The following is a 23,069-nucleotide window of genomic DNA, read 5'->3' on the forward strand; positions in this document are numbered from 1 at the left end:
CGTTGCGATGATTTTTGTCCTCATGCAGACTTGTCTATACATGTCCGGCACGCGGGAAGCGACGGCATCCGCTCAAACGAAAAGGAGATTCGACGTGAAGGTGAACAAGTCAAACCGCACTACGTTGTCGAAGGCAGTGTTGGGCGCGGTTCTGAGCGCCGCGGCATTGATCGGTGCGCCTGCCCAGGCGAAGGAATGGAAGTCCGTGACGATCGCGCTGGAAGGCGGCTACGCGCCGTGGAATCTCACGTTGCCGGGCGGCAAGCTGGGCGGCTTCGAGCCCGAGCTGGTGGCGAACCTGTGCGAGCGCATCAAGCTGCAGTGCAACCTGGTTGCGCAGGATTGGGACGGCATGATTCCGGGCCTGCAGGCAGGCAAGTTCGACGTGCTGATGGACGCGATCTCGATCACGCCCGAGCGCGAAAAGATCATCGCCTTCTCGCGTCCGTATGCGGCGACGCCCGCGACGTTCGCGGTCTCCGATACGAAGGTCCTGCCTAAGGCGTCGCCGACGGCACCCGTCGTCAAGCTGACGGGCGACGCGAAGGCCGACCAGCCGACTGTCGACGCGCTGCGCAAGCAGCTGAAGGGCAAGACGATCGGCATCCAGTCGGGCACGGTCTATACGAAGTTCATCAACGACGGCTTCAAGGACATCGCGACGATCCGCGTGTACAAGACCTCGCCGGAGCGCGATCTCGACCTCGCGAACGGCCGCATCGACGCATCGTTCGACGACGTGACCTACTACGCCGCGAACGCCGACAAGAAGGAATCCGCGCAGATCGCGATGGCGGGCCCGAAGATCGGCGGCCCGATCTGGGGTCCGGGCGAAGGCCTCGCGTTCCGCAAGCAGGATGCGGATCTGCGGGCGAAGTTCGACACGGCCATTGCAGCGGCGCTCGCCGACGGCACCGTGAAGAAGCTCTCGAACAAGTGGTTCAAGACCGACGTTACGCCTTGATCGACGACGGCTGCGCGTCGCTGACAAGCGGCGCGCGCACTCGCTGGAGCGATCCGCTTCGTCGATATGACGAAGCGGATCTGTCAACGGAAGCACGGATGAGGGGTAGAGCATGGCTCTGATCGAGACGCTCGGCTTCGGGCAGGAAGGCTGGGGCGGCGTACTGCTGCTCGCGGCATTGATGACCGTCGCGCTGACGCTCGCGGCGCTCGCGGTCGGCGCGGTATTCGGCGCGATCGTCGCGGCCGCGAAGCTGTCGCGCTTTCGCACCGCGCGCGTGCTCGGCGATCTGTACACGACCGTGTTTCGCGGCGTGCCCGAACTGCTCGTCATCTATCTGTTCTACTTCGGCGGCTCGACGCTCGTGACCACGGTGGGCCAATGGTTCGGCGCCGAAGGTTTCGTCGGCGTGCCGCCGTTCGTGATCGGCGCGCTGGCCGTCGGCATGATCTCGGGCGCGTATCAGGCAGAGGTCTATCGCGCGGCCGTGCTCGCCGTATCGAAAGGCGAACTCGAAGCCGCGCGTTCGATCGGCATGCCGACCATGACGATGGCGCGCCGCATCCTCATTCCTCAAGTGCTGCGCTTCGCATTGCCGGGCATCGGCAACGTATGGCAACTGAGCCTGAAGGACTCCGCGCTGATCTCGGTGACGGGTCTCGCCGAACTGCTGCGCGCAAGCCAGATTGCAGCCGGCTCGACGCATCAATACTTCCTGTTCTTTGTCGTGGGCGGCGCGCTGTATCTCGTGATGACGGGCATCTCGAACCGTGTCTTCAATCACGCGGAGGCACGCGTGGGCCGATCCTTCCGGCGCAACTTCGCGCGCAACTGACGACGGAGCGCCAACATGTCTTTCGATTTCGACTTTCTGTTCGACACGCTGCGCCAGTTGCTCGCCGCAGTGCCGACCACGCTGGGCCTGTTCTTTTCGTCGCTGGTGCTGGGCGGCCTGCTGTCGCTCGTGATCGTCACGATGCGCGTGTCGCCGCACTGGCTGCCGAACCGCTTCGCGCGCGCGTACATTCTCGTGTTTCGCGGCTCGCCTCTCTTGATCCAGATGTTTCTCGTCTATTACGGGCTCGGCCAGTTTGGCGTGATCCGCGAGAGCTTCTTGTGGCCCGTGCTGCGCGAGCCGTATGTGTGCGCGGTGATGTCGCTCGCGCTGTGCACGGCGGGCTATACGGCGGAGATCATTCGCGGCGGCCTGATGGCTGTGCCCGTCGGACAGATCGAGGCGGGCTATTCGATCGGCCTGTCCGGCTTTGCGCTTCTGCGCCGGATCATCGGTCCGATTGCATTGCGTCAGTGCCTGCCCGCGTATTCGACGGAGGCTGTGCTGCTCGTCAAGTCGACGGCGCTCGCGAGTCTCGTCACCGTGTGGGAAGTGACGGGCGTCGCGCAGCAGATCATCCAGCAGACGTACCGCACGACGGAAGTGTTCATCTGCGCTGCGCTGATCTATCTGTTCCTGAACTTCGTCGTCGTGCGCCTGCTCGGCTTGCTCGAACGGCGCCTGTCGCGCCATCTGCGCGCGATGCCCATGCAAAGCGCGCCGCGCGCGATGCCGCCCGCTACCGAAGCACGTCGTGCCGCACCCTGACGGCCCATTCCGGAGAATCACATGAACGCTACGGCACCCGTTGCATTGTCGGTCAAGAACATCCACAAGTCGTTCGGCGACCATCACGTATTGAAGGGCATTTCGCTCGACGCGCACGAAGGCGATGTCATTTCGATTCTCGGCGCGAGCGGCTCGGGCAAGAGCACGTTTCTGCGCTGCCTGAACCTGCTCGAGACACCCGATGACGGCAGCGTCGCGCTCGCCGGCGAGACGCTGGCGATGAAGCGCCGCAAGGACGGCAAGCTACAGCCGGGCGACCGCAAGCAGGTCGATCGCATCCGCTCGCAACTCGGGATGGTGTTTCAGAACTTCAACCTGTGGTCGCACATGACGGTGCTCGAAAACCTGATCGAAGGGCCGATGCGCGTGCAGAAGCGCAGCCGCGCGGAAGCTGTCGAAGAGGCGGAAGCGCTGCTCGCGAAAGTGGGTCTTGCCGAAAAGCGCGGGCACTATCCGGCGCATCTGTCGGGCGGTCAGCAGCAGCGCGTCGCGATTGCGCGCGCGCTCGCGATGCATCCGAAGGTCATGCTGTTCGACGAGCCGACTTCCGCACTCGATCCCGAACTGGTCGGCGAAGTGTTGCGCGTGATGCGCTCGCTCGCGGAAGAAGGGCGCACGATGCTCGTCGTCACGCACGAAATGGGCTTTGCGCGGCACGTGTCGAATCGCGTGATGTTCCTGCATCAAGGGCAGACGGAATGCGACGGCACGCCCGACGAAGTGTTCGGCGAACTGAAGTCCGAGCGCTTCAGGCAATTCGTGTCGAGCCATCATTCGCGCACGACCAACTAGGGCGAGCGCCGCGCCGGAACCTGAGACATACAGAAGAGAAAAAGCAAACGCATACGCACGACAAAGGCAACATCATGGCTATCACTCGTACCGACCGTCCCTTGAACTGGCGCGAACTGGCCGCGGTTGCGGCCGGTGAGCCGCTCGTGCTTTCCGATGCAGCGCGCGAACGCATCGCGGCGGCTCGCGTGCTCGTCGAGCAGATCGTCGAGCGCGGCATTCGGGCATATGGCGTGAATACGGGTGTGGGCGCGCTGTGCGATGTGATCGTGTCGCCATCCGAGCAGCGCACGCTGTCGCGCAACATTCTGATGAGCCATGCCGTCGGTGTCGGCGCGCCGCTCGGTGTCGCGGAAACGCGCGCGATCATCGCGGCCGCCATCAACAACTTTGCGCACGGGCACTCGGGCGTTCGTCCCGAAGTCGTCGATCAGCTCGTCGCGCTGCTCGATGCCGGCTATATCCCCGAAGTGCCGGCGTTCGGCTCGGTCGGCTATCTGAGCCATATGGCGCATATCGCGCTGGTGTGCATCGGCGAAGGACATGTGCGTTGCGGCAATGAACGGCTTACGGGAAGCGAGGCACTCAGGCGTCTGAAGCGCGAGCCGCTCGTGCTCGAAGCGAAAGAAGGGCTGAGTCTCGTCAACGGCACGCCGTGCGTAACGGGCCTCGCAGCGCTCGCGCTGGCGCGCGCCGAACGCGTGCTCGACTGGACCGACGCGATCGCCGCGATGAGCTTCGAAAACCTGCGCGGACAACTTGCCGCGTTCGATGCCGATTCGCTCGCGTTGCGCGTGTCGCCGGGTTTGAATCTCGTCGGCGAACGCATGCGCAACGCGCTCGCTGATAGCGGCATTCTTGCTTCCGTCGTGGGGCAGCGCACGCAAGACCCGCTGTCGATGCGCACGATTCCGCACGTGCACGGCGCGGCGCGCGACGTGCTCGACGCAACGTCCGATGTCGTGAATCGCGAGCTGGCATCGATCACGGACAACCCGATCGTCGCGGGCACGCCGGATGCGCCGCGTGTGTATTCGCAGGCGCATGCCGTGGGCGCGTCGATCGCGCTCGCGATGGACGGCCTCGCGACGGCGATCGCACAGGTCGCGGCGATGGCCGAGCGGCGCCTCGACCGGCTCGTGAATCCGCTCGTGAGCGGCTTGCCCGCGTTTCTCGCGGAACCGGGCGGCACGTGTTCGGGCTTCATGATCGCGCAGTACACGGCCGCTTCGCTCGTCGCGCAGAACCGGCGGCTGGCCGCGCCCGCGAGCCTGGACGGCGGCATCACGTCGGGCTTGCAGGAAGATCATCTGTGTCACGCGACGCCTGCCGCGCTGAAGGCATTGGAGATCGTCGACAACACGGGCCGCATCGTCGCGATCGAGTTGCTGGCGGCGGCGCAAGCGTACGATCTGCAATCCGTCGATGCGCCGCGCGCGCCGCATACCGACGCATTGTGGCGCCGCGTGCGCGCAGTCGTGCCGACGTATCGCGACGACCGGCCGCTTGCCGACGACATGGCTGCCGCATTCCGGATGATCGGCGAAGCGGCGCCGCCGCTGCCGCCGAACTCGGGCGATCTGCATTCAACGGCGACGCATGGCAAACGCGCTGCACTCGACGATCACGGCGGCTTTGTCGCGCATGCAGCGAACGATCCGACTGCCATCGCGCAACAGGCGCCGCAGTCGGCCGCATGATGAGGGCGCAGCGAGGCACATGGAAGATTCGGCGGCGCGCGTATCGGTGTGCCGCAACGAGACGTGGGCTGCCGCATTGAACTGATGCGTCAAGCTCGCGAGGTCAACCCACGAGGTGATGAGAACATGACGATAAACGGGCACCTGGAGACAGAGGGTAGTAGAACGGCAGCTATGCGCACGACGCCAGCCAAAGCGATGCCTGCGTATGAGCAGATCAAGCGCTATGTGATCGCGCAGATCGAAGAGGGCGTGTGGAAGCCGGGCGGATTGATCCCTTCGGAAGCGGAGCTGGTGAAGGAGTTTGGCGTCGCGCGGATGACGGTTTCGCGCGCGCTGCGTGAGCTCACGACTGAACGCGTGTTGACGCGTGTGCAGGGTTCAGGCACATATGTCGCGCCGCAGCGTTACGAATCGACGGTACTCGAAATCCGCAATATCGCCGATGAAATTGCCGCGCGCGGGCACCGGCATTCGGCGCGCGTGCTCGCGCTCGAATCGAGCGACGACCCGTTGGCCGTCGATGCGCTGGGGCTCGCGAAAGGTCCTATCTTTCATTCGCGCATCGTGCACTACGAAGAGGACGAGCCGATTCAGTACGAAGACCGCTACGTGAATCCGCGCGTATTTCCCGAGTATCTGAATCAGGACTTCACGGCCGAAACGCCGAATCACTACATGGTGCGCCTTGCGCCGATCCAACGCGCGGAGTTTCGCATCTATGCACAGAAGCCGGATGCGCATGTGCGACGCCATCTGATGATGGAGATCGGCGAGCCTTGTCTGATGCTGTGGCGCAGGACCTGGGTGGGTGAGCATGTCGCCACATCGGTGCAGCTGTGGCATCCGGCGTCGCGCTTTCATCTTGCAGGGAACGTCTGACGCGCTTCTTTTCTCCGCGCTAGCCCTGCCGCTGCGACGTATCGGGCGCGAACCGGCAGCCCAGCCGATACCGCGAGCCCGGATGCACGAAGCGCGCGAACGTCACCGCGACGCCGCTCGTCCACGTGCGGCGCATGAGCGTGAGGCACGGCTCTTCGGGCGCGATTTGCAGCAGGTCGGCTTCGGAACGCGTCGGCAGGCCGGCATCGACGATGTGCTCGACATCGTGCGCGGGCACGACGCTGAACAGATATTCGGAAGGACGTACCGTCGAGAAGTCCTGCTCGATGAAATCCGGCGCGATGGCCGGGTTCACGTAACGGTCTTCGAGTTGCACGGGTAAACCGTTCTCGCGATGCACGCAGATCACATGAAACACCGAAGCACCGGGCGGCAAGCCCAACGCATTCGACACGTTGACGGGCGCCACTTCGCGTCGCATGAGCACCGTCTGATAGCTGTATTCATGACCGCGCGAGCGGATCTCATCACCGATATGCGCGATCATCAGCAGCGTCGATTGCGGCTTCGTTTCGGCTACGAACGTGCCGACGCCCGACACGCGCGTCAACAGTCCTTCATTCGTGAGTTCGCGCAGCGCGCGATTCACCGTCATTCTCGATACGCCGAGCGAGGCGACGAGATCGAGTTCCGATGGAATGCGCTCGCCCGCGCGGCGCTCGCCCGATTCGATCGTGTGACGGATGTATTGCTTGACCTGCTCGTATCGCGCGGCGGGTTGCGCGTTCTTCGCATCGGACGCGAAAGCCGTCGCGATTCCCGACACCGCATTCGCCGCGCGCGCATTCGGCCCGCGAGGCTTGCGCGTCTTCGCAAGCGCGCGTGCGCGGAGTTTGTCGCGGACGGCAGGGGCGGGCATCGTGGCGCCTCGTCAAAGCGTAGTCATACCGGCTCGGCGCTATCGCCGCCGCGCGACCAGAATGCATTGCGGTCGAAGTAGTTTTGCAGGAATTGCCGAAGGCGTGGCTGGTTCGCGTCGTGAAAGACGTCGTGCGGCTTGCCTTGCACGGCGATGCGCCCCTGGTCGATAAAGACGACCTTATCCGCGACCTGCGCCGCAAAGCCCATTTCGTGCGTGACGACGGCCATCGTCATGCCGTCGCGCGCAAGCTGCTTCATCACTTGCAGCACTTCGCCGACGAGTTCGGGGTCGAGCGCGGATGTAGGCTCGTCGAACAGCATGATGTGCGGCTCCATCGCGAGCGCGCGCGCAATCGCCACGCGCTGCTGCTGGCCGCCCGACAGCTTCGCCGGATAGGCATCGCCCTTGTGCGCGAGGCCAACGGTTTCGAGCATCGCGTTTGCGCGCTGCTTCGCGGCGTCGTGCGACAGATGGCGCACGCGCAGCAGTGCTTCCATCACGTTGCCGAGCGCCGTCATGTGCGGCCACAGATTGAATTGCTGAAACACCATGCCGACGTTGCGGCGCACGCGGTTGATCTCGCCTTGCGAAGCGCGCACGCGCTTACCGTTGCGTTCGGTATAGCCGAGCAGTTCGCCTTCGATGCGCACATCGCCGTGGTCGTAAGTCTCCAGGGCGGCGAGGCAGCGCAACAGCGTGCTCTTGCCCGACCCGGATGGCCCGATGATGCAGACGACCTCCGAGCGGTTGATGTCGAGATCGACGCCGCGCAGCACTTCGACGTCGCCGAAGCGCTTGCGCAGATCGCGCACTTCGATCAGCGGCGCATTGCCGGTTCGCATCGAACGGAGATTGGAAGAAGCAGGCATGTCGACGAGTGCATTCATGATGAACCTTGATTTCCGTTCACGCTTGCGATTGACGTTCAGGCCATGAAGCGGGCGATGCGTGCCTCGGCCCACATGCCCACGCGCGACGTGAGCTCGACGAGCGCGAGATAGCACACGCACAACACGAGCAGCGTTTCGACGAACGCGAACGTCGCCGAGCCGATGCCCGTCAAGACGAACGTGAGCTCGGGCACGGTGACGATCGACAGCACGGCCGTTTCCTTGCTGAGGACGATGATCAGGTTGGTCAGCGCGGGCACGATCAGCACGAGCATTTGCGGCACCTGGATGCGCAGCACTGCTTGCCAGCGCGTGAGGCCAAGACACGATGCGGCTTCGAGATGGCCACGCGGTATCGACTGAAATCCGGAGCGGAACGCTTCCGCGAAATAGGCGCTGCCGTAAAGGCCGAGGCCGAGCACGCCCGCAGTCAACGGTTCGAGCGTCAGTCCGATGGACGGGCCGCCGTAGTACAGCAAAAAGAGTTGCACGAGAAACGGCGTGCCGCGAAAGAGTTCGATATACACGCGCAGGATGCCGCGCACCCAGCGGCCGCAAAACAGTTGCAGCACGGCGATCAGAAAGCCGAGCACGATACCGATGGCGACGCCGACGAGCCATGTGCCGAGCGTCGTCGCGAGTCCGGCGGCGATCGGTTGCAGATTGTGCGTGATGACGGTGGGATCGAATTGCTGCATCGTTCGGCCCTCAGGTCTGCGCGAGGCGCTGCTCGGCGGCGTGCGCAACGAGCGCGAGCGCGCCGCAGATCGCGAAGTAGATGAGCCCCGCCGCGAGATACGCTTCGAGCGGCCGGTACGTGCTCGCCGCGATGTTCTGCGCGGTGCGCGTGAGTTCGGCCACGCCGACGACGGAGATCAGCGACGACGCCTTGATCAGCAGCACCATTTCGTTGACGAGCGAAGGCAGCGTCATCCGGAACGCTTGCGGCACCTGAATGCGCCGGAGCATATCGATGGGCGAGAGGCCGAGCATGCGCGCCGCTTCGATCTGTCCTGGCGGAATGCTCATGAAGCCGCCGCGCAATATCTCCGCGATATACGACGCGGAGCACAACGACACGGCGCTGATCGCGGCCACGATCGGCGATACGTTGATGCCGACGAAGGGCAGCAGGTAATAGACGAGCAGCAGTTGCACGAGCATCGGCACGCCGCGAAAGAAGAACACGTACGCGCCGCCGAAGCGTTGCGCGAATGTATTCGACGACAGCCGCGCCGAGCACACGCCGATCGCGACAAAGAAGCCGATCACGAGACCCGTCAGCGAAATGCCGATGGTCGCGAGCGCGGCCTGCAACAGCAGCGGAAAACCTTGTACGAAAACGTGGGCGCTGAACATGGCCTGATACCTGCAACAAAGGACATGTGGGCGGCGCGTCGCGTTTGTGGTTAACGCCGACGCGCCGCGCGATTCAGGGCATCAATAGTTGGGCGAGGGCATCGTGGTCGGCGCGTCCATCGTCACGCCGAACCATTTCTTTTGCAGCGACGCGAGGCGGCCGTCGTTGTGCATCTTGACCAGCGCGGTGTTGAACGCATCGGCGAGCGGCTTGCTGTCCGCGTCCTTGCGCAAGCAGTACGCGAAGTACACCTTTGCGCCGAACGGCGGCGTGACGACGGCGAACGTTTCGGGCCGCTGCTTCGCGACGTACGCGATATTCGTCATCGAGTTGGCGACGGCGGCGATGCGGCCCGCTGCGAGATCCGCATACGCCTGGTTGTTGTCGACGTATTCGCGCACTTCGGGCTGCTTCGGCAATGTGGCGATGTACGCCTTGAGCTGATCGAGCTGCGCGGAGCCTTTGCCCGCGCCCACCGTCTTGCCGACGATATCCGACGATTGCTTGAGCGACGTATCGCTCGCGCGCTTGAGCAGCGCGTCGGTGGCATCGGCGACGGGCAGCGTGTACGTGTAGCGTTCCATGCGCGCCTTCGTCACGGTGAGCGGTCCGCCGACCATGTCGAACTTGCCCGCTTCGAGTCCGGGCAGCACGCTCGGCCACGGCAGATCGATGAAGCGCACTTTCACGCCCAGTTCTTTGCCGACTTCGGCGAACAGGTCTTTGTTGAAGCCGGCCTGCTGGCCGTTTTCGAGGAAGTCGAACGGCGCGAATTGCATCTCCGTGCCGACGACCAGTTCGCCCGCTTTCTTGACCTTCGCGAGTTGGTCTTCCGCGTGCGCACTCACGCTCGCTACCGATGCGGTGGCGCAGAAGGCCACCATCGCGAGACGACACTTCCAGCCTGCAAAGATACCCATGAGATTCTCCCGTTGGCAAAGCGGCGTCGCGCTCGAAAGCGATTGGGGCGCGAGTCATGCGGGGCAGTATATACCGCTGCTTTTGCGCGAAAAAAATATTCGCATGCTGTCAAACCCTAATGCCGCGGCCGTTCCTTCTACAGATGAATGAAGGCGCGTGCAGCGCAACTTGCGATTGCTCTTTTGGCGGTATATACAACGTGAAATCGCTCGCTGCTTTGCGAGCCGATTCGCAAGCCGGTTCGTGTGCTGCGAGCGGCGCAAGCGGCATGTCGAATCGTCCGTTCAATCTTCATGATGAAGGAGCCTCGCGATGCAGCCAGTCACTCGCATTCCGATCGTCGATCTGGCTGGCGTGCGTGCCGGCGACCGCGACGCGCTGATGCGCGCGGGCCGCGAGATACGCGACGCGTGCACGACGATCGGCTTCTTCTACATCGTCAATCACGGCGTACCGCAAGCGGTGATCGATCGTGCGGAACAGGCCGCGCGCACGTTCTTTGCGTTTCCCGTCGACACGAAGCGGCGCGCGGCGGTGAATCATCGGCATCGCGGCTTCAATGCGCTCGGCGACGCGACGATGTATCAGGCGAAGCGCCCCGACTACAAGGAGTTCTTCAGCATCGGCCTGGAATTGCCCGAGGACGATCCCGATGTGCTCGCGGGACAGGCGTTGCGCGGGCCGAACAACTGGCCGGACTTCATGCCGGAATTGCAGCCCGTGCTGTACGGGTATTACGAGGAAGTGGGCGCATGCGGCGCCGATCTGTTACGCGCCGTCGCCGTGGGCCTCGGCGTCGACGAGCGCTTCTTCGCATCGCGCTATACGAAGCGGATGCAGCGCACGCAGATGGTCTATTATCCGCCGCAGCCGCCGCAATCCGATGAAGACCAGTTCGGCGTCGCGCCGCATACCGACTATGGCTGCATCACGTTGTTGTGGCAGGATCGCGTCGGCGGATTGCAGGTGCGTGAGATCGCGAACGAAACGTGGATCGAAGCACCGCCCATCGAAGGCAGCTTCGTCGTGAACGTCGGCGATCTGCTGGCGCGCTGGACCAATGATCGTTTTCGTTCGACGCTGCATCGCGTGATCAACGCATCGGGCCGCGAGCGCTATTCGATTGCGACGTTCTACGATCCGACCTATACGTCGACCGTCGATCCGCGCGATCTCGGCACGGCATCGGCGGACAGCAAATATGAGCCCGTCGCCGCGGGCGACTACATTCTGGGCCGCATCAACAGCTCGATGGGCTACCGGAAGAAGCTCGCGGCGGCACAAGGCACAACGGGTTAAGGAGCCGCATGACAGCGAAAAAAACGGCGTCGCTTGAATCGACTTTAGCCGCGACATTGGCTGCACTGCGCGACGCATTGGGCGACGACGCCGTGCGCGTCGGCGACGCGATCGGCGAGCGCCCGATGACGGACTGGACGCGTCACGAGCCGACGCGGCCCGCCGCGCTGCTCTTGCCGCGCACGACGGAGCAGGTTGCGCGCGCGCTGATGATCTGCAACGACGCGCGTCAGCCCGTGGTGCCGCAAGGCGGCATGACGGGCCTTGCGGGCGGCTCGATTCCACGCGCTGGCGACATTGCGTTGTCGCTCGACCGTCTTGCGGGCGTCGAGGAAATCGACAGCGCGGCCGCGACGATCACGGTGCGCGCGGGCACGACGTTGCAGACGGCGCAGGAAGCGGCGGCGCAAGCGGGCTTCGAGCTGGCGCTCGATCTCGGCGCGCGTGGCTCGTGTCAGATCGGCGGCAATCTCGCGACCAATGCGGGCGGCAATCGCGTGATTCAATCGGGCACGGCGCGCGACCAGGTGCTCGGGCTCGAAGTCGTGCTGGCGAACGGCGCGGTGCTGAGTTCGCTGAACAAGATGGTGAAGAACAACACGGGCTACGACCTGAAGCACTGGTTCATCGGCTCCGAGGGCACGCTCGGCGTGATTACGCGCGCCGTGCTGAAGCTTCAGCCGCAGCGCGCGTCGCGACATACGGCGCTCGTTGCATTGAACGGCTACGAGCAGGCGGTCGCTCTGCTGCGAAGGCTTTCGACGCGCTTTGGCAACGACATCGGCGCATTCGAAATCATGTGGCCGGACTTCTTCGATTTCGGCGTGAAGCTGACGGGCGCGCGCTCGCCATTCGCCGAGCCGCACCCGTTGTATGCGCTGATCGAGCACGCGAGCTTCGACGCCGATGACGACGGCGCGCGCTTTTCGAATGCGCTTACGGATGCGCTCGACGAATCAGCGATCCGCGATGCCGTGATCGCGCAGTCGGTCGCGGACACGCGCGCGCTGTGGGCGATCCGCGAATGCACGGCGGAATTCCCCGTCAAGCTGGACCCGATCAACTTCGACGTGAGCCTGCCGATCGGCGAGATCGGTGCGTTCGTCGATCGTTGTCGCGTAGCGCTCGACCGCGCGTGGCCGGGCAACGTATCGTATTTCTTCGGCCATATCGGCGATTCGAATCTGCATGTCACCGTCGACGGGCGCTCGGTGCCCGGCGTCGATCATCACGATGTGTATGCGCTCGTGTATGACATGCTCGCGCCGTTGCGCGGCTCGGTGTCGGCGGAGCATGGCATCGGGTTGCTCAAGCGCGAGTTTCTGCCTGTCTCGCGCTCGGCGGAAGAACTGGCCGCGATGAAAGCGATCAAGCATGCGCTCGATCCGAACGGCATTTTGAATCCGGGCAAGCTGTTCTGACTCGCGATGACGCGTGCGTGACGAATGCCTGGGCATTCGTCACGCGACGTCGGCGCGGCCATGCGCATCCAGATGCCTGACGATCTTCGGAAACACATCGAGCGCCGCGCGTTTGCCGAACACGCAGTCGATATGCCCATAGCCGTCGATAATGTGCCGTTCGTAGTGCTCGGGCCCGAACCGCTCGACCAGCATGTCGAACGTCATCTGCGTGCTGGTCGGCAGATAGCAGAGATTCTCCGAGCCATGAATGAACGCGATCGGCAGCTTCATCCCTTCGACGTTCGGCATGTACACGTCGTCGCCGTTCGCATCGACCAGATGCCCCGCGCGCACCATCGCCGCGAGCTGATTGAACAGCTCGACGTCGTGAATGCCGAATAGCTCCTGCAGATTCGCGTGCAACTGCTCGTCGAGTTGCGCGTGTTCGTACAGCAGGCCATACAGAAAGGTCGCGCGGTGGCAAACGGGGCTGTTGCAGGTTTCGCCGTGCTCGACAGGGAAGAACTTCAGCGCTTCGTCGAGCAGGTTGTATGGCCACTTTTCATGCTGCGTGTAAGCGGTCATATCCTTGATGCCCAGATGCTGAAGAATCTGCGGCGTATGCAGGCCCGCCTTGATTCGCTGCAAGAGTCCCGGCACGGGATGCGCCGACACCTGCGACAGCACGGCCGAACGCACGCCCTTGAGCCCCGACATCAGCGACATCGTGAAGGCCAGCGCGCCGAGGCAATGGCCGAACACCTGAATATCGTCGACGCCCGCCAGTTCGCGCACCTTCGCGACGGCGGCGGGGATGTCGTAGCGCGCGATTTCGTCGGCGGTCGTGCGCTCGGTCGCGCTCGGCAATTCGATGCTCACGCGCAGATCGACGAGCCACACGTCGTAGCGCGCGGCGCACAGAAACTCGACGAGGTTCGTGCCGATCAAATCCGTGGAGAAGATCCGGCTCGATACGCCCGAGCCGTGAATCAGCAGCACAGGGCCTTTGTTGCCGGCGTGATAGCGCGCGAGTCGCAGCGTCTTGCCGTCCTCGGTGTCGAAGTATGTGATGTGCGGCGCGGGCGCGCGCAGCGCGCGGCGCAGGCGTGGCGCGGCTTCGGGATTGAAGTACTGCAACGGCGCGGCGACGCCGCCATATTCCGTGTACAGCACGTCCGCAAAAAAGCGGCCGAATTTCAGCGTCCACGCGAGGCGCGTTTCGATATCGGGCGCATTCGTCACTTCGATCGTGCGCTGCTGCTTGAGGAAATTTTCCGGCGTGATGATGAGCGTCGCGTGACCGATGACGGGCGCATCGTCGGCCTCGGATTCGCGCACTTTCGCATAGGCGGTATTCGTCTGCGTCCACAGTTCGAGCAGCGACGTGTGCGTGATGATCTTCTCGGCCGTCAGATAGAAGCGCTTGCCGTCGACGGTATCGAGCGTCATCCGGTATTTCATGTTGCGCCGCTCGACATTCGCTTCGTCCACGACGAACAGGTTGAAGATACCGTCGCTGACGGTCATCGGTTGCGCCGACAGCGCGTTGCACGTCAACGTGCCGACCATGTGCGCTTCGTGTTGCGGATTCGCGAGCATGTCTTCGAGGTCATCCGATGCGACCGTCACCGTGAAGCTGATGTGCGTGCCTTCGGCGGGATCGTCGGCTTGCCCCGCAGGCTTTGCATCGCCCACGAAGTACGTGCCGATCATCGTCTCGGTGAAGCGCAGGCCGATTTTTTGCGCGGGCGGCGGGGCCGCGTCGCCCGGCGCGTCGTAGTCGATCTGCCAGCCGCGTGACGCCGCAAGCTGTGCGCAGTTGCGCTCGGCGAGCGCGGAGATCGTCAGCAGAGGATTCACGCCGAGCGAAAGCGGCATCACCGAGCCGTCCATCACATACAGCCCGTCGTGCACCTCATGACCCTGCGTATCCGAATACACGAGGCCCGCCTGATCGACGACCCCATACGTCGCGTCGTCGGCCATCGCGCAGCCGCCCAGCGGATGCACGGTGACGATGCGGTTCTGAAACGCCTCGGTGGAAATCGGGTTGCGCACGTAGGCGCCGCCTAGCGCACTCGTCGCGTCGATCAGCGCCTTTTCCACCGTCTCGTAGATCGGCTGCTTGCCCGCGTTCGGCCAGCTGACGCGCGGACGGCCGTTTTCCACCGTGATTTGCCCGCTTTCTTCGTCGTGGGCCATCACGAGCCAGGTTTGCGTGTTGCGCATCGCGCCGTGATACGGGCCGCGCAGAATGCTTTCGGCGATGCGCGCTTCGTCGGCGAGGGGCGGCTCGCCTTCGGGATCGGGCATCTCGACGCCTTCGAGAGGCGCCGCGACGCCGAGCACGCCCATCAGCGCGGCGCCGATGGGCGCGGCGATCGATCCTTCTTCGATCACGAAGCCGTCTTTCACGTTCACCGTGTCGCGATGGTCGATGATGCCCGTGATGCACGGGCCAACGGGCGGTATGTTGCCGGGAGGATGCGTGCCCCAGCCGACGCCGTTGATCGCCTTGTCGGTGTTGAACGCGAACGCGAGCACGTCGCCGTTGCCGGTGAAATGCTGGCCGAGCTGTTTCGACACGCTCAGGCCCGCCTGCTGCGAGCGCAACAGGATCGCCGTCGAGCCGAGCGTGCCCGCCGACAGGATCACGACGTCGGCCGTCACGAACAGTTCGGGCGCGTCGTACAGCTCGCGCTTCAGGTCGGCGGGCTGATAGCGGACACACCAGACGCCGCGCGCTTCGTCGCGCACGACCGAATGCACGGCCGCGCCCGTGAAAATCTGCGCGCCGTGCGCGACGGCGTCGGGCAGGTAGTTCATGTGCGTCGAGTTCTTCGCGCCGTGATTGCAGCCCGAGTTGCAGTCGCCGCAGCCGTTGCAGCGCTGCTGGTCGACGCCCGCCGCGTTCTTGCCGTCCTTGAACGTCACCGTGATCGGCGGCCGGTAGAAGCGCTCGCTCATGCCGAGCTTTTTCGCCGACAGCGCGAGCGCGTCGAGCTTCGGCAGATCGGGATAGTCGTCGGGCACGGGCGTCGCGCCGAGCATCGTCGTCGCGCGCTCGTAGCAGACGTCGAGGTTCGCCTGGTCGGCGCGCACGGCGGCGGGCCAGCGCGGATCGTCCCACAGGCGCGCGTCGGGCTTGAGCGCGACGTTTGCGTTGATCAGCGACGTGCCGCCCAGCCCGCAGCCGACCACGACATTCACGTCCGGGTTCACGTGCATTTCGAGCAGCGCGAGCGGCGAGCCGATCTGTGCGAGGCTGGTGTTGTACTGGATCTGCTCGGCGCCCTGGAAAGGCGTCGCGGGAAAGTCGCCCGCCATGAATTCGCGGCCGCGCTCCAACAGGCAGACGCTGCGTTTCGCGCGCGCCATGCGGCTCGCGGCGATCGCGCCGCCATAGCCCGAACCCACGACCACCACTTCGTAATGATCCTTCATCGCCGCAAGGGCGCTGGACAAGCGGTTCATTCGACCACCTCTTTTTGAGTGTGCAGCAGGGCGGGGGAACCCCGATGAAGACGGCTCGCGCTCGTAGCTTATTTATCCTGGACGGCGCGCGTCGAAATGCAAGGGGAAAACGCGCGGTCGGCTGCGCAATTCAAAAATGGCGTGTTTTTCAGGCGCGCGATGCGTCCGGCGCGAAAGGGCGCTTGCGGGCAACGGTTGCTGGAGCGCCGCGCGGGAATGTGCCCAGGAACATGCGCGGGAGCCGTGCGCCGGAATGTGCCCTGGAACGTGCGCGGGAGGAAACGCGGTTGCAAACCCGGCGCGGGATAAAGGCATCAAGGCGCCCAGGCATCCCGGCATCCCAACATCTGCGCCGATCGAGCCGCCATGGAGGCCGGCCGACCGAACGCCGATTGTCGAACGCCAACTCGTCACGCAGCCACTTCGATCATTTCGTCGTCCGGGGCGGTGGCGGCTTCCGTCGCTTCCGTCGCCAGCAGGTTGAACACGACGAGGATCGCGTCGCGGTTTTCGGCGAGGATTTCGATGCCGAGCACGTCGCGCAGCCACTGGCCAATCTTCGTGTTGGAAAACTGGCTGGCGTCGTCCGTCTTCTTCATTGTGACGCCGAGCTTCACAGCGCGATAGTGATAGGAGGGCACACGATGCTGCGCGGCCACCGCGGACAGACCGCCTTTCGCTTCCGAGCGCCAGCCGAGGCTGCCCGCCAGCACGATGCGCTCCGGCGAATCGAGCGACGCGATGAACTCGCGGGCCGCTTCGCGCACGCGGCGCTCGTTCAGGCCGTATTGCATCAGCACGCTTTCGACGGGATCTTCGAGCGCCTGCGCGCGCAGATCGATTTCCTGCATCATGCCTTCGTGCTCCATCGACACGTTGCGTTGATGACTCGCGCTGCGCAGGCAATCGATCAGGTAACGGCGGAAGTAAGCGCAGATTGCATAGCTGTTGGACGGCGCGCTTTCGGGCGCCGCCTTCGATTCGACGTGGCCGGGCGCGAGGCGCAGCACCTTCGTATAGATGAACTGGTGCACGAGCTCTTCCTTGTCTTCGCCGAGCGCGTGCAATTCGAGCGGATGATAGGTGCGCAGCGCGCGCTTCACGAGGTCGTACATCGACATCATTTCGTTATCGGTTAGCTGCGTGCGGCGGCGCCAAAGGTCGGGAAGTACGGCGTCGTCGAGAGTGCGTGCGAAAACCTGGCTCGGAACTGCGCCCATGAAGGCCTCCATCGGAAGTGGCAAGGTGCGCGGTAGGGGCGAGTGGTCCCGCCGATGGAGCCTCGACAAACAGGCGTAAAAGAGGTCGTGAAGCTGAACCTTCAGAGGCTGTTGGCCGCGCTTGATTGTTGAATCGTTGAAACCAGTATGCTTTTTGCACGCGGCTCCGCCTATATGGATTAAGTCATAGCTGAAGGGTAAACCGCCGGCAAGACGGGTAAACTGTCTTTAGACTGTCGTACCCGGTGCCGGTGTAAGACGAGCGTCGTGCGGGTTTTATTCCCGATCCGAAGCAAGCTGCGGCGCTCCGATGAAAGCAGAAACACCATCGAACAGCGGGGCCGGCTAGCCGGACTCGAAAGCAACCATGGGACAGGAGACCGCACGATGCGGGCTGATCCAATCCAGCGTGCGATCGACGAAGATCTCGTGCGCGTGCTGTACGCGCAGGACCCGATTGCCTTTTTCACGCACTGGTTTTCGATCGCGGTGCTGGTGGCGATCTACTGGAATGACATCCCGCATCCGCATCTTTTTGCCGCGTGCTTCATCTTCTACGGCTTTGCCAATTGCGCGAGCCTCGCGCTGTGGATGTGCAACCGCCGCTGGCCCGATGCCGTCTCGCCGCGCACGTGGATCAACCTGCACGCCGCGCGCGGCGCGTTGCTCTATAGCGCGCCTGGGCTCGCGATCTGGTTCGCGTTCCAGAGCCGTCACACGGACCTGCCCATCCTGCACACGGTGATGCTCGTCACGTTGGCGGCGGGCGTGTTCATGTCGAACGGCTTCGACGTGATCAACTTCGTGACGGCGATTCCGTTCCTGCTGCTGCCCGCGATCGTGCTGCACTTCGGCACGCACACGTTCGACCGCACGATTCTCGCGATCGTCCTCGCGTTCTTCTTTTGCGCGATCAACGTCTACGCGCTCAGCTACCGCAAGCTGTTCCAGCGGGTCGTGCAGGCGCGCGTCGATCAGCAGGCGCTCGCCGAATCGCTCGCCGCGCAAAAGCTCGTCGCCGAAGAGGCGAGTCTCGCGAAGACGCGCTTCTTCGCGGCCGCGAGCCACGACCTGCGCCAGCCGCTGCACGCGATCGGGCTGCTCGCGGCATCGCTGAACGATCCGACGGCGACGTCCGTGCAGCATGCGAAGACGGCCAGCAACATCGCCAACAACGTCGAGGCGCTGAACCAGCTGTTCAACCAGGTGCTCGATCTCGCGCGGCTGGAGAGCGGCGTCACGCAGGTGATCAAGCTGCATTTCCGGCTTTCGGAACTGTTCGACCGCGTCGGCAGCCAGTACTGGCCGCAGGCGGCCGCAAAGGGCCTCGCGCTGCGCATCGCGCCGACGGACGCCGTCATCCACGACGACCCCGTGCTGCTCGAGCGCATCCTGAGCAACCTGCTGTCGAACGCGGTGCGCTACACGGAGGGCGGCGCGATCTGGATGGGCTACCGGCGCGCGGGACGGCTCGATGGCGGCTATATCGAAGTGCGCGATTCGGGCATCGGCATTCCGAAGTCGGAGCAGGAGCGCATCTTCGAGGAGTTCTATCAGGTCGCCAATCCGCACCGCGACGCGCGGCAAGGGCATGGCCTCGGGCTGCCGACCGTCAAGCGGCTCGTCGAGATGCTCGGCGGAAAGCTGCAACTGCGCTCGGCGCCGGGGCGCGGCTCGGTGTTCCGCTTTCCTGTGCGGGCGGGCGATCCGGCGCGGATCGTCGCCGGTCTCAACGACTCGGGCGAGAGCGGCGCGGCGGCGCTCGGCCGCCACGTGCTGTGCATCGACGACGAGCCGGCGATTCTCGAAGGCATCCAGAACCTGCTCGGGCGCTGGGGCTGCGTGGTTCGCGGCGTGCCCGACGAGCGTCAGGCGCTTCTCGCCATCGACGAAGGCTTCATGCCCGACGCCGTGCTCTGCGATTACCAGCTCGCGAATCACCGGACAGGCGCGCAGGCGCTCGGCGCCGTGCGCGACGCGCTGCGGCGGCGCGGTCGCGAGCGCGTCGTGACGCTGCTGATCACGGGCGATATGGCGTCGGTGGAACTGGAGGCGCTCGCGCTGCAGGGGATTCCCGTGCTGCACAAGCCCGTGACGCCGGCGCGCCTGCGCCGCACGCTGGAACTGCTGTGGCAGCAGCCGGGCGCCAACGCCGACGCCGCCACGAGCGTGGAGGGCGCAGCGCCGCAGCCGGTGACGTCGCGCAGTTGAGATCGCGGCGTTCCGACTGGCTGGCGGTCGTGTTTCGCGCTCGCGTTTTCCCGGCCGTTTGATTCCTCTGGCGCCGTGTTTGCAGCGGTCGGCGACGCGCCGACGTCCGTTCTGTTCTTCCCCACTTTCTCCGCGCGACTCATTCGCTGCCAGAAGGCTGCGCGCTGCGCGGCCCTTCTGCACCCGCCCGCCTTTTTGAGAAGTGTCTGATCGACCGGCCCCAAGCCTGGCTGCTGAAATAAGCCGATTCGCGATAACGGTGGCCATCGAGCCACCGGCGTCGAGAGGCGATCGGCAGGCATCGCGCTGATCGCTTGATCCGCTGTGCGCAGCGAATTCTCCCGCCAACCTTCCGCGCCCAGCCCGCTTGCGCCGGCGCGGCTATCGAATCAACGAGGTATCGAAGTGAACGCACATCCTTCCGACCGGCTCGTCGCCGGCGTCCTGCTCGGCGCGGTCGTGACGAGCGCTTTCGTCATCGGCATGCTGTATCTCGGCATTCCGTCCGGCCGTCACGCGCATATGGCGATGCGGCTCGGCCTGCCCGTCGCGCTGTCGTGTGCGCTGCTTTTCCCGGTGCCGCTGCTGCATCGCACGGTCCTGCGTAATCGCCGCAGCCTATTCGAGCTCGACGAAGACCTCAACGCGCTGCTGCTCGGGCGCGTGATCGGCGTGATCGGCGGCGTCGCGCTCGGCGTCACGCTCGCGACCGAGCTGCTGTAACGGGCGACGCGCCTTTGCGGCTCCAGGCGGGGCCGCGACCTTCCGAAAGGCGGCATCCGATGAGCATCCGGTGCCGCCGTCCTCTGCAACTCCCGCGCTGAATCCCAACGCCGACGCGGCTCGCGCTAAAGCGTCTTGCCCGCTTCGAGCCAGCCGTTGATGACGGCAATCGCGGTCGCGCGATTGTGCACGCCGAGCGCGCGAAAGATCACGGACAGATGGACCTTGATCGTCCCCTCGGCGACGCCGAGATCGCGGGCGATCATCTTGTTGGTCCAGCCGCGATGCACGAGGCGCATGATTTCCTGCTGACGCGGCGACAGGTTTTCGAGCAGATGCTGCTGGTGCGGCTGCAACGCTTCGACGCGGACGGTGGGCACGGCTTCGGGTGGCGCGGATATCGTCGCCTGGGCGGTGGCGATTGCGGCGCTTGCCGTCGATGCCGTCTCCAGCGTTGCCGTCGCGGCTTCGCGGTTGCCGAGCAGGCTCAGCGCTTCCATCGGCACGTACGCGCCGCCGGAAAGCACCAGTTCGATCGCCTTGAGCATCACGCTCGCGGGCTGGCGTTTCGGCACGAAGCCGAGCGCGCCCGCCGCGAGCACGGCGCGCATCTCGTCGGGCGACTCTTCCGCGGACAGCACCACGACGGGCAGCGCCGGGTTGGCTGTCAGCAGGTTTTGCAGCGACGAGGCGCCCGTCATGCCGGGCATATGCAGATCGACGATCGCGAGATCGTGGTCGGCGTCGGGCTTGGCGATGGCGGCCAGCGTTTCCCACGTGTCGGCTTCGTCGAAAACGGCGTCGGGATCGAGTCCGCGCAACAACCCTTTGACACCCTGGCGGATCAGTTCATGATCGTCGGCTACGAGAAACTTCATCATGTCTCCGCTTTCGGCCCTGCCGATGTTGTACCTGCGTTGTCGGTCGGGACGGGAGCGGAGGGCGCGCTCCCCGAAGTGCGCCATCCGTCCGCAAGGCTGCGCCGCGCGCGTGCGCGAAACCGCCCGCTGCGTGCCGCAACCCGCTGCACTCCCTGCGGCCGCGTCAGCAACGGGCCGTCCATGCAGCAACAACTTATTTTGCTTCCTACGCCGCGATCATATGCCTGATCGTCGGCGTGGTCATGCTCGCCACAGATCGCCTGCGTGGGCCTCGCGGCCCATGCGCGTGCATCCGCCTGTCATAGTTTGCGCGGGCCGCCCGGAATGCAACGGCGTCGGCGCGTATCAGTCTGGTCTCGCTCGCGCTGCCGCTGCGGCCGTGCCGGAGATTCCGGTCCGGTCGACGCGGTTGGCGCGTGTGGTTTTCCCTGGTTTGTACGGCACTGCATCGGTGACCGGACGTACGTCCATGTCGCGGCCTGCTACGTAGACGAGCCGGGCGGAAGGATTTTGAAGGCGAAGCGGCGGCTCGGTCGGGTGTAGGCGGCGGGAGCGAGCTATGCGCTGCAGTGGCGTATGGGTGTTCCCTGGCGCTGAAAGCAAGGCTTCGTGCATGAGGCCAGCGACGCGTGCGCGACTGCGCGAAGCGCCACGCATGCCTCGGGCGTTTTGCGCCAGCCGTTCAGGTGATCGCGAAGAGCGTCGCGTTCATCAGCGCCTTGAACGCATAGCCGACGATCATCGCGCTGCCCACGCCGCCGCACCACAGCGCGACGAACCAGAGCCAGCCCGGCAGGCGCGAGCGGGGGCGGGCGGACTTAGTGGTAGTGGGTGTCGCCATGGCGCACCTTGCCGCGGAAGACCCAGTAGCCCATCGTCGTGTACGCGATGATGATCGGGATGATGACGGCCGCGCCGACCAGCGTGAACACCTGGCTAGAACGCGGGGCGGCCGCTTCCCAGAGCGTGACGCTCGACGGAATCGCGTACGGCCACAGGCTCACCAGCAGGCCGACATAGCCGAGCAGCACGAGGCCGAGCGCCAGCATGAACGGCGTGTTGTGATGCCGCCCGCGCACCGCGCGGCGCATGAAGTACACGCAGATCGCGACGAGCAACGGCACGGGCGCGAGGCGCCAGAAGAGACCATCGTCGAACCAGCGTTGCGCGATCGTCGGTTCCTGCAGCGGCGTCCACAGGCTCACGACGACGATGAAGCCGAGCAGCACGATCGTCAGCGGCCACACGACGCGATGCAGCCGACGTTGCAGATCGCCTTCCGTCTTCGCGACGAGCCAGCAGCAGCCGAGCAGCGCATAGGTGACGACGAGGCCGAGGCCCGTCAGCAGCGAGAACGGCGTGAGCCAGCCGAACGCGTTGCCGGCGAAGCTGCCGTCGACGACGGGAATGCCTTGCAGGAACGCGCCCAGCGCGATGCCCTGGAAGAACGCCGCGCCCGCCGAGCCGCCGATGAACGCCAGATCCCACAGATGCTTCGTGCGATTCGCCTTCGCGCGGATCTCGAACGACACGCCGCGAAAGATCAGGCACGCGAGCATGCCGACGAGGGGCAGGTAAAGCGCCGAGAGCACCGTCGAATAGACGACGGGAAACACCGCAAAGAGCCCCGCGCCGCCGAGCACGAGCCACGTCTCGTTGCCGTCCCACACGGGCGCGACGGTGTTCATCATCAGGTCGCGTTCCTTTTCATCGGGGAAGAACGGAAACACGATGCCGATGCCCAGATCGAAGCCGTCGAGCACGACGTACATGAAGAGGCCGAGTGCGATGATCGCGGCCCAGACTACGGTCACATCCATTTTTTCTCTCGCTGGTATCGAA

20 protein-coding genes are annotated in these 23,069 nt (G+C 64.6%); 10 read left to right on the forward strand and 10 right to left on the reverse strand.

Annotation, left to right across the window (positions count from 1 at the left end):
• Nucleotides 1-94 precede the first annotated feature (94 nt).
• The 6 genes from BN2476_RS01300 to hutC (BN2476_RS01325) all read left to right on the forward strand — a co-directional run bounded on the left by BN2476_RS01300 (nucleotide 95) and on the right by hutC (BN2476_RS01325) (nucleotide 5,962).
• A complete protein-coding gene (locus BN2476_RS01300; RefSeq protein WP_087732398.1) occupies nucleotides 95-964 on the forward strand; it encodes a transporter substrate-binding domain-containing protein in 870 nt (289 codons plus the stop codon).
• A gap of 112 nt (nucleotides 965-1,076) precedes the next feature.
• The gene (locus BN2476_RS01305; RefSeq protein ID WP_087732357.1) at nucleotides 1,077-1,799 is read left to right on the forward strand and encodes an ABC transporter permease; all 723 of its coding nucleotides are present in this window, start codon (nucleotides 1,077-1,079) and stop codon (nucleotides 1,797-1,799) included.
• Between the two features lie 15 nt (nucleotides 1,800-1,814).
• On the forward strand, nucleotides 1,815-2,567 hold the full coding sequence (locus tag BN2476_RS01310; RefSeq protein WP_087732358.1) for an ABC transporter permease: 753 nt from the start codon (nucleotides 1,815-1,817) through the stop codon (nucleotides 2,565-2,567).
• Between the two features lie 21 nt (nucleotides 2,568-2,588).
• The gene (locus BN2476_RS01315; RefSeq protein WP_087732359.1) at nucleotides 2,589-3,380 is read left to right on the forward strand and encodes an ABC transporter ATP-binding protein; all 792 of its coding nucleotides are present in this window, start codon (nucleotides 2,589-2,591) and stop codon (nucleotides 3,378-3,380) included.
• A 74-nt stretch (nucleotides 3,381-3,454) separates the two neighbouring features.
• Nucleotides 3,455-5,080 (forward strand): HAL/PAL/TAL family ammonia-lyase, encoded by a 1,626-nt coding sequence (locus tag BN2476_RS01320; protein ID WP_087732360.1) that lies wholly within the window; start codon nucleotides 3,455-3,457, stop codon nucleotides 5,078-5,080.
• A 126-nt stretch (nucleotides 5,081-5,206) separates the two neighbouring features.
• Nucleotides 5,207-5,962, forward strand: coding sequence for a histidine utilization transcriptional repressor HutC (gene hutC / locus BN2476_RS01325; RefSeq protein ID WP_087732361.1), 756 nt, complete (start codon nucleotides 5,207-5,209; stop codon nucleotides 5,960-5,962).
• A 19-nt stretch (nucleotides 5,963-5,981) separates the two neighbouring features.
• On the opposite strand, the gene hutC (BN2476_RS01330) is transcribed toward hutC (BN2476_RS01325), so the two are convergent.
• From hutC (BN2476_RS01330) to BN2476_RS01350, 5 genes are all read right to left on the reverse strand, one after another.
• The gene (gene hutC / locus BN2476_RS01330; protein ID WP_235850656.1) at nucleotides 5,982-6,842 is read right to left on the reverse strand and encodes a histidine utilization transcriptional repressor HutC; all 861 of its coding nucleotides are present in this window, start codon (nucleotides 6,840-6,842) and stop codon (nucleotides 5,982-5,984) included.
• A gap of 23 nt (nucleotides 6,843-6,865) precedes the next feature.
• On the reverse strand, nucleotides 6,866-7,732 hold the full coding sequence (locus tag BN2476_RS01335) for an amino acid ABC transporter ATP-binding protein (protein WP_087732362.1): 867 nt from the start codon (nucleotides 7,730-7,732) through the stop codon (nucleotides 6,866-6,868).
• A 38-nt stretch (nucleotides 7,733-7,770) separates the two neighbouring features.
• Nucleotides 7,771-8,433, reverse strand: a complete 663-nt coding sequence (locus BN2476_RS01340; RefSeq protein ID WP_087732400.1) for an amino acid ABC transporter permease — start codon at nucleotides 8,431-8,433, stop codon at nucleotides 7,771-7,773.
• Nucleotides 8,434-8,443: 10 nt separating this feature from the next.
• Nucleotides 8,444-9,094, reverse strand: a complete 651-nt coding sequence (locus BN2476_RS01345; protein ID WP_087732363.1) for an amino acid ABC transporter permease — start codon at nucleotides 9,092-9,094, stop codon at nucleotides 8,444-8,446.
• 81 nt (nucleotides 9,095-9,175) lie between these two features.
• Complete coding sequence (locus tag BN2476_RS01350; RefSeq protein WP_087732364.1) at nucleotides 9,176-10,015, reverse strand: transporter substrate-binding domain-containing protein; 840 nt, start codon at nucleotides 10,013-10,015, stop codon at nucleotides 9,176-9,178.
• 313 nt (nucleotides 10,016-10,328) lie between these two features.
• Between BN2476_RS01350 and BN2476_RS01355 the strand changes: the two genes are divergently transcribed.
• Both BN2476_RS01355 and BN2476_RS01360 read left to right on the forward strand, forming a co-directional pair.
• Nucleotides 10,329-11,315 (forward strand): isopenicillin N synthase family dioxygenase, encoded by a 987-nt coding sequence (locus BN2476_RS01355; RefSeq protein ID WP_087732365.1) that lies wholly within the window; start codon nucleotides 10,329-10,331, stop codon nucleotides 11,313-11,315.
• An 8-nt stretch (nucleotides 11,316-11,323) separates the two neighbouring features.
• Entirely contained in the window at nucleotides 11,324-12,736 is a 1,413-nt protein-coding gene (locus tag BN2476_RS01360; protein ID WP_087732366.1) for an FAD-binding oxidoreductase, read from the forward strand.
• A 39-nt stretch (nucleotides 12,737-12,775) separates the two neighbouring features.
• Here the strand turns inward: BN2476_RS01360 and BN2476_RS01365 are convergent, their stop codons facing one another.
• Complete coding sequence (locus BN2476_RS01365; protein WP_087732367.1) at nucleotides 12,776-16,192, reverse strand: alpha/beta fold hydrolase; 3,417 nt, start codon at nucleotides 16,190-16,192, stop codon at nucleotides 12,776-12,778.
• 410 nt (nucleotides 16,193-16,602) lie between these two features.
• Nucleotides 16,603-17,412 (reverse strand): hypothetical protein, encoded by an 810-nt coding sequence (locus tag BN2476_RS01370; protein ID WP_087732401.1) that lies wholly within the window; start codon nucleotides 17,410-17,412, stop codon nucleotides 16,603-16,605.
• A gap of 387 nt (nucleotides 17,413-17,799) precedes the next feature.
• On the opposite strand from BN2476_RS01370, the gene BN2476_RS01375 reads away from it, so the two are divergent.
• Together BN2476_RS01375 and BN2476_RS01380 are read left to right on the forward strand one after the other, a co-directional pair.
• On the forward strand, nucleotides 17,800-19,623 hold the full coding sequence (locus BN2476_RS01375; RefSeq protein ID WP_087732368.1) for an ATP-binding response regulator: 1,824 nt from the start codon (nucleotides 17,800-17,802) through the stop codon (nucleotides 19,621-19,623).
• A 405-nt stretch (nucleotides 19,624-20,028) separates the two neighbouring features.
• Nucleotides 20,029-20,346 (forward strand): hypothetical protein, encoded by a 318-nt coding sequence (locus BN2476_RS01380; RefSeq protein ID WP_087732369.1) that lies wholly within the window; start codon nucleotides 20,029-20,031, stop codon nucleotides 20,344-20,346.
• 125 nt (nucleotides 20,347-20,471) lie between these two features.
• On the opposite strand, the gene BN2476_RS01385 is transcribed toward BN2476_RS01380, so the two are convergent.
• From BN2476_RS01385 to cydB, 3 genes are all read right to left on the reverse strand, one after another.
• Entirely contained in the window at nucleotides 20,472-21,224 is a 753-nt protein-coding gene (locus BN2476_RS01385; protein WP_087732402.1) for a response regulator transcription factor, read from the reverse strand.
• Between the two features lie 685 nt (nucleotides 21,225-21,909).
• On the reverse strand, nucleotides 21,910-22,068 hold the full coding sequence (locus BN2476_RS47120; RefSeq protein ID WP_162849220.1) for a hypothetical protein: 159 nt from the start codon (nucleotides 22,066-22,068) through the stop codon (nucleotides 21,910-21,912).
• Nucleotides 22,046-23,047, reverse strand: a complete 1,002-nt coding sequence (cydB, locus tag BN2476_RS01390) for a cytochrome d ubiquinol oxidase subunit II (protein WP_087732370.1) — start codon at nucleotides 23,045-23,047, stop codon at nucleotides 22,046-22,048. Before cydB ends, BN2476_RS47120 begins: the two co-directional genes overlap by 23 nt.
• Nucleotides 23,048-23,069: the final 22 nt, after the last annotated feature.

This window comes from Paraburkholderia piptadeniae (genome assembly GCF_900007165.1).
GTDB lineage: Bacteria > Pseudomonadota > Gammaproteobacteria > Burkholderiales > Burkholderiaceae > Paraburkholderia > Paraburkholderia piptadeniae.